At 59.6% G+C, this 6,897-nt stretch carries 6 protein-coding genes (1 of these 6 running past the window's edge); 3 read left to right on the top strand and 3 right to left on the bottom strand.

Annotation, left to right across the window (positions count from 1 at the left end):
• Nucleotides 1-595 carry the 3' portion of a glycosyltransferase gene (locus AC1RRE_RS17200; RefSeq protein ID WP_492982702.1) on the top strand. 527 nt of this gene lie to the left of the window's left edge, so only the last 595 of its 1,122 coding nucleotides appear in the window; the start codon falls outside the window, past its left edge; its stop codon occupies nucleotides 593-595.
• Nucleotides 596-679: 84 nt separating this feature from the next.
• Nucleotides 680-2,623: an asparagine synthase (glutamine-hydrolyzing) gene (gene asnB, locus AC1RRE_RS17195; RefSeq protein ID WP_492982700.1), complete on the top strand. Its 1,944-nt coding sequence runs from the start codon at nucleotides 680-682 to the stop codon at nucleotides 2,621-2,623.
• Between the two features lie 3 nt (nucleotides 2,624-2,626).
• Here asnB and AC1RRE_RS17190 read toward each other — a convergent pair whose 3' ends face one another.
• From AC1RRE_RS17190 to AC1RRE_RS17180, 3 genes are read right to left on the bottom strand one after another with little or no spacing between them, the layout of a single operon-like run.
• Nucleotides 2,627-3,418 carry an ABC transporter permease gene (locus tag AC1RRE_RS17190; protein WP_492982698.1) on the bottom strand — a complete coding sequence of 264 codons (792 nt, stop codon included), beginning with the start codon at nucleotides 3,416-3,418 and terminating at the stop codon, nucleotides 2,627-2,629.
• Nucleotides 3,419-3,424: 6 nt separating this feature from the next.
• Nucleotides 3,425-5,149, bottom strand: coding sequence for a glycosyltransferase (locus AC1RRE_RS17185; RefSeq protein WP_492982696.1), 1,725 nt, complete (start codon nucleotides 5,147-5,149; stop codon nucleotides 3,425-3,427).
• Nucleotides 5,146-5,577 carry a hypothetical protein gene (locus AC1RRE_RS17180; RefSeq protein ID WP_492982694.1) on the bottom strand — a complete coding sequence of 144 codons (432 nt, stop codon included), beginning with the start codon at nucleotides 5,575-5,577 and terminating at the stop codon, nucleotides 5,146-5,148. The genes AC1RRE_RS17185 and AC1RRE_RS17180 overlap by 4 nt, the downstream gene beginning before the upstream one ends.
• Nucleotides 5,578-5,682: 105 nt before the next feature.
• Between AC1RRE_RS17180 and AC1RRE_RS17175 the strand changes: the two genes are divergently transcribed.
• Nucleotides 5,683-6,894: a hypothetical protein gene (locus AC1RRE_RS17175; protein WP_492982692.1), complete on the top strand. Its 1,212-nt coding sequence runs from the start codon at nucleotides 5,683-5,685 to the stop codon at nucleotides 6,892-6,894.
• The last annotated feature ends 3 nt before the right edge of the window (nucleotides 6,895-6,897 follow it).

Here is a 6,897-nt window from a genome sequence, read left to right as displayed (position 1 = left end):
TGTCAATGATGTAGTGGCCGCTGATGTTCGTGGGCTTGGCTGTCGCACGCCACTGGCCGTGATCGGGCATTTCGCCGACCCGGCCGCCATGTCTGCGCCGGATCTGGGGGCGGGCTTCCACCTGGTGCATACCGGCAGTTTCACTTTGTCCGATCCGGAACGGCGGATCGATCCGTTGCTCCTGGCTTTCGAGGCTGCGCAACGCGCCGATCTGCGGCTGCATCTTGTGGGCCGGCTGACCGAGGCCGAACGGCGGCGTGTTCTGGAATCCACCGCTGCCGATCGCATCGTGATGACGGGCCCGCTATCGCTTGAGCAGGCGTGGGGTTACCAGCGCGCGGCCGACCTTCTGCTGGTCGGCACGGCAACGACCTCGCCCCATCCGCCGGGCAAGCTGGGCGAATACAAGGCGGCCGGAAAACCCATTCTGGCCTGGGGTGGCGGGCAATGGCATGCCGAGCATGGTGTCGGCCATGCAGCGGATCTGGCTGCTGCTTTCGCGGCTCTGCCGACAGGTCTGCCGCCGGCCGGCTCGCGCGGTCTGGGGAGCGACGAGGCCGCTGCTGCCTTTATCGCCGTAATGCGGCGCGGTTAATGTCCTGACGCGGCGGGGCTTCCGGAAGCCAGTATGATCCGGTATTGAACAATGAGTTGCGCCATCAGGGGCTCGGGGCATTCCATGTGCGGCATTGCCGGTCTTGTGAACCATCAACAGCCGGTTTCGCGGCTGGAAGACAAACTGTACTGGATGTCGCATCTGATCGCCCACCGCGGGCCGGATGGCGATGGCATCTGGACCGGTGCGGATGGCAGGGTCGGCTTCGCCCATCGGCGCCTCAGTATCATCGATCTTTCGGATGCCGGTGCGCAGCCCATGACGGCACCGAACGGTACCTGCATCACCTATAACGGCGAAATTTACAATTACGTCGAGCTGCGCAAGACGTTGTCCGATCGCTGGACTTTCCAGTCTGCGACCGACACCGAAACGATCCTCGCCGCCTATGACCGTTATGGCGTCGATTGCGTTGATCACCTGCGCGGCATGTTCTCTTTCGCGCTGTGGGACGAGACGAAGAAGCGGCTGTTCTGCGCCGTCGACCGCTTTGGCATCAAGCCGCTGTATTATGTCGTCAATAACGGTGAAATCGCTTTAGCCTCGGAAATGAAGGCGCTGCTTCCCTTCCTGAAGGACGTCGACACGGATTTAGAGGCACTCAGCGATTATCTATCATTCCAGTACTATTTCGGCGACAGGACACTGGTTTCCGGAATCCAGCGCCTTGAACCTGGTCATATTTTGATTTTCGAGAATGGCCAGCTCAGCACGCATCGATATTGGGATATGCATTTCAGCCTCGATGTCGATCATTCGCCGGACTATTACGAGCGCCGCCTGCGCGAACTGCTGCATGACTCTGTAAAGGTTCACCTGCGCAGCGACGTCGCAGTGGGCAGTTATCTTTCGGGCGGAATCGATTCCAGCCTGATTTCCATCATGGCTGGCCAGAATCTTGGTGCGTCACTCCCGACCTTTGTTGGCAAGTTTACCGACTTTCCTGGTTATGACGAAAGCCATCATGCCGAGACGGCGGCTCAGGTCGCCGGCAGCGACCTGCACCACATCACCATCACGCCCCAGGATTTTACCGACAATATCGAAAACCTGATCTATCACCTGGATGTTCCGGTCGCAGGGCCCGGCGCGTTTCCCCAGTACATGGTCTCGAAATACGCCAGCAAGCATACGAAGGTGGTGCTGGGCGGGCAGGGTGGCGATGAGATTTTCGGAGGCTATGCCCGCTACCTGCTGGCCTATTTCGAGCAGTGCATCAAGGCCTCTATCGAAGGCACGTACAAGTCCGGCAATTTCATCGTCACGGCGGAGTCGATCCTGCCAAACCTTTCGGCGCTGCAGGAATACAAGCCGCTGATCCGGGAGTTCTGGCGCGAGGACCTGTTCAACAGCCTGGACCGCCGTTACATGCGACTGGTCGGCCGCCGCAACGATCTAGGCGACGAGGTCGATACCACCGGCCTCGCTCTGGATGCCTCGCAGGACAAGGCGCTGAAGATTTTCAATTCCCGGCTGCTGCATGGCCCGGCCAGCTATTTCGACTGCATGACCTATTTCGATTTCCGCTGTCTGCTGCCGGCCCTGCTTCAGGTCGAGGATCGCGTCAGCATGGCGCATGGCATCGAGACCCGTGTGCCGTTCCTTGATGCGCCGCTGATCGAATTCCTGGCTACCGTGCCGGCCTATATCAAGTTCAAGGACGGGCACCTCAAGCATATGCTGCGGTCGGCCTTCGCCGATATCCTGCCACCGAGCATCGCCAACCGGCGCGACAAGATGGGCTTTCCGGTGCCGCTGAAAGAATGGTTCTCCGGGCCGCTGCGGGGCTTCATCGGCGACGTATTCAGTTCACAGCAGGCGCGGCACCGGCCGCATATCAACGCGAAGGCCATCCTGGAAAACCTGGACGGCGCGGGCTCGTTCTCGCGCAAAATCTGGGGACTGCTCAGTCTCGAATTGTGGTCGCGCCGGTTCCAGGACAATGCGCGTGATTTCAGGCTACCGGATCACGCCCTGGCGCCGAAGCCCAGAGCGCACGTGGTCTGACGGTCAGACCACGAAGACCAGGCGACTGCGATAGCGGCGATAGGCTGTGAGGGCGACGGCCCAGCCGACGGCGGTGATGCCGATGGCGGTCAGGTAAATCCGCAACGGGGGAATCGTGCCGCTGACCGGCCCGCGGATCAGCTCGATGAAATAATAAAGCGGATTCAGTTCGTACAGCAGGCTGCTTTCTATGAAATGCGGCGCCCAGAAGACCGGCGTGATGAAAAGAAGGGCCTGCATGAGGTTGACGATGATCTGGTTGACGTCGCGATAGCGCGTGCAGATCAGGCCCAGCAAAACCATGATCCAGACAGATGTGAGCAGATAAATCACGATCCCCGGCAGCAGCAGCAGCAGCGCCCAGGTCAGCTTTTCCGGCGTGATCACATACAGCAGGACGAGAACCGGCAGGTTATGGGCGAAGGCGATGGTCTGTCGGGTGGTTTCCCGCAGCACCAGGATGAAGGGCGAGAGGTTGGTGTTGCGCAGCAGGTCGGCGCCGGCAATGAAGACGGTGCAGCCGGTGGTGATCAATCCATGCAGGTAGCCCCAGCTCAGTAAGCCCGCCGTCACCAGCGGCATGTACTGGTGCAGGTCGACCTTGAACAGCTGGCTGTAGATGAAGCTCATCGCCGCGATCAGGAAGACCATATTGATGGTCATCCAGAAGGGGCCGATCATCGAGCGCTTGTAGTGCAGTCGCAGATCGGTCTGCGCCATGAAAAGCCAGATGTCCGGTTTCAGTAGCGCTGAACGAAGCTCCAACAGGATGGAGCGGATGCTTGCCGAATTCATGCCGTTCTACTGTGAAACCGGTGAGGCGATATGGCTCAGGGATGCGGCCGGGAAAAGGCTGCTTTCCAGTGCGGCGATCGTGGTGCAGAGGCTGCGGTAGGAATAGCGCGCGGGCTCCGTCTTGTAGTTTTCACGCCAGGTGGCGAGTTTTCCGGGGTGCGACAGGCAGTCGGCGATGGTGCGGCCCACGAGGCCGGCATCGGTGAAATCGATGGCCAAACCGATATTGTCGGCCTCGACAACGTTGCGAAGCTCGATCATTTCGCGATCGACCAGCATGGGGAGATGGCTGACGTGATACTCGGCAAGCTTGTTGGGTGATGAGACCCGATAGTAATGCATCGGGTTTGTGTATGGGATCAGACCCAGATCGGCATTCGCAGTGTATCTGGCCAGTTCTTCCTGATCGATCCAGCCAGTGAAGCAGATGCGATCCGGATTTCCCTCGGTCTCGACGAGCTTTTCCAGTTCCTTGCGCTTTGCGCCATCGCCCACGATCACCAGCTTCTGATTTTCGCGCAGATGAGCGCTGGCCCGAACCAGAGACTTCAGGTTCCGCTGCGTGGTCAGGCTACCCTGGAACAGGGCGACGGTCGTATCGGCCTCGAAGCCCAGGCAACTTTCCCAGAAAGTCTTCTGTTTTGCGGGGGCGTCTGTGGAAAAGACGCAAGTGGGAACAAAATCGAAGCTGAGGCCGAAATGCTTTTCCATCTCGACGGCCAGGGCGTTTGAAACAGTGATGCGGGCATCGCAAAGCGGATAGAGGCGGCGCTCCCAGTCGTCGATATCCTTGATTTTCTTCACCCGGTCCGGATGCCAGATTTCCTCCTGGACGCTCCACCATTCATGGCAGTCGATAATAAGCTTACCGTTGAACATCCGCTTCAGCTCGACGGCGATGGGAAGCGTCGGAAGATTTGAGCACAGGATAAGGTCCGGGGCCGATTCCGGCCGCGCGCGGGTCAGGTAATCATTCACGGTCTCCAGCGTGAAGGTGTAGTCGTAAACCGTCGTCTTGAAGCCGGGATAATCCATCGCCTGGCCGTGCAGGGCATCGGCGGACAGCGATGCGACTCTCGGGATGACCTGACGATCGACAAAGAAATCCTTCAGCGACAGGAAGTAACGCATGCCGTTCTTGTAGTCCGAAGGGACCGCCACGATGATCTGGTCCTCGAATTGAGAGATCGAGGTATGGGTGTGGCGACTATGCAGCCACTGCTTAATGTAATCGGCGTTGATCTGGGTACCGAGACGGCGCATCTGCCCGGCCAGGGATAGCAGGTCGGTTTCAATGGCGGTCAGTTCGCTGTCCTGTCGCCAGAGCTGTCCGGTCATGTAGTCATACATGAACTTGACCCTGCCGTTGCGTTCGGAGAACAGGCAGAGCGATTGATCGACGCTCTCGCGGAACTGATAGACGATGGCATTGTCGCGGATCGGCTGATCGCGCCGCGCAAATCGTTCACCGGCATTGGTCTTGCGGATGGCGTCGAAGAAACCAGCGAATACGGCGGGCAGATCTCTTGGCGATATCTCCTGTGATGCCGGAACCGGCAGCGGCAGAGTTTCGTGCTCGATGAAATGATTGCCTTGGATCAGCGAATGCAGGGGCCGGATCGGATTTACATAATACACGTTCCATCCACGCTCCCTGAAAGCAGCGAGGATGGTGTAGATGCGGGGGTCGGCGTGCCCTTCTTCCGTAATCGACCAGACAGTCTTGCTCATTGCATCCTCAGGAAGATCGCTTGTAACGGTCGCTTGATCCGTGGAAAGCGGTTCAGGAAGATAGCAGCTCTGTAGATCAGGATGCGAATGCCAATTTTGATGCGCAGGGGCAGATAGCGACGTAACTGGCGGACGATGAAGCGTAGGGCTCTTGTCGTCAGTGGACGGACTGGCTCGCCAATGGCATCGAACTGCCACAGGTCGAAATTCTCCGGCGCGGCGGGATTGCGAGGCTGGGGCGCGCCGGGCTGGTACAGCATGTGTACTGCAGGGTCCGCCTGGGGAATCCCTTCCGGCCTTTTGTGAAACGACAGCAGGGTATCGGGTAGATCGGGCATGGTCATTGAAAACAGGAAATGGCTAATGGCGTCCGGGCCGACATGCAGCGGCGGTGCTGTTCCGATGGATGCGCGATTGAACAGGTCCATGTCGAATTATGGCATCAATCCCGCGGTGAAGGCAGGGAGACAACATCATGGCGTGCCGAGAGTTGGACATCCTCTGCATGCGGGCCCGGCGTTGCCGGGGATATTGTGACGAAGTCCCCTTCATGCTTTTATATCAATAACTTCGTGATGGAATCAGGTTATCTCATTCGCGCAATGGTGGCAATCTATATGGCCGGTACAGTCTGTGTGGAGCAATGGCAGGCGCGACGCAGCGGGCGGCTCCGCCGTGCCGCGCTTGCCATTGCCATCACGCTAGCCGCCGCTGCGGGCCATGCTGCCGAGCCTCCGGCCAGCCAGGAGCTGCTCGCCGGGCTCGATCCCCATCGGCCCGCCCGCGGTCTGGATGGTGCAGGCGATGCTCTGGTCGAGCATGCGATGACCCATGCGTTGATTGGTTCCTATGCTGCGACGAAGCGCGATGTCGCGCTGGCAAGGCAGAGTGGCGACTGGCTGCTGACGGATGCATCGCGTCCCCGGGGCGCCGTGGGCTGGGGCGTGCCGGTCGCCTGGGATGCGTTTCGCGATGGCAGTACCAATCCGATCGAGACGGTTTACGGTATCACCACGGCGCTGGCGCTTCAGGCGCTGCTGGACATCCATGGCCTGACCAAGGACCGGAAATATGCCGATACGGCGCTGGCCGCCGCCGATTACTACCGGCGTTTTTTCACCGAGACGGCGGCCTGTTGCGGTTTCTTCTGGTATTCCGACCAGAAGGCGGACGAGAAGAACGTCTATAACGTGCAGGCGATGCTATTGGGGCAATATGCCCGTATCGCCAAAACCTTTGATCGTCCGCAGGATCGCGGGCTTGCGCGCCGCGCGCTTGCCGAACTGATGAAGCATCGCGATACGGGTTCGCAGGGTGGCTACTGGTATTACGGCGAAGGGTTTAACCGGCAGAATGATCTGGTGCATGCGGCCTATATCGTCAGCGGGCTTGTCGAGTATCGCCGTTATGCCGACCCCTCCCTCGATCTGTCGCGGGAACTGAAATTCCTGCGCGGTTTCGTGCGACCGGGCGAGGTGGGGGAGTTCAACCTGATCGATCTGACCCATCACGAACCCGACGAGGCCGCGAACCCTGCTCGCTTGTGGGGGATCGGTATGGTCGTACATGCCTTGGCTCGAGCGGGTGACGTCAAGACGGCGCGCCGTGCGGCCTTACGCTTCAACGACTATCGTTTCGCGCCGGGAAAATTCGGGGTGACACCGGGGCATGCCGTTTTGCTGCCGCGCTTCCAGTCCCATGCGCTGCTGGGGCTGGCCAGCCTGGAGGCGGCAGGAAAGCACTGAGTT

This window comes from Ferrovibrio sp. GW821-FHT12D07, assembly GCF_058807275.1.
The sequence above is the reverse complement of the archived record's forward strand: the minus strand, read 5'-3'. Positions and strand labels throughout refer to the sequence as shown.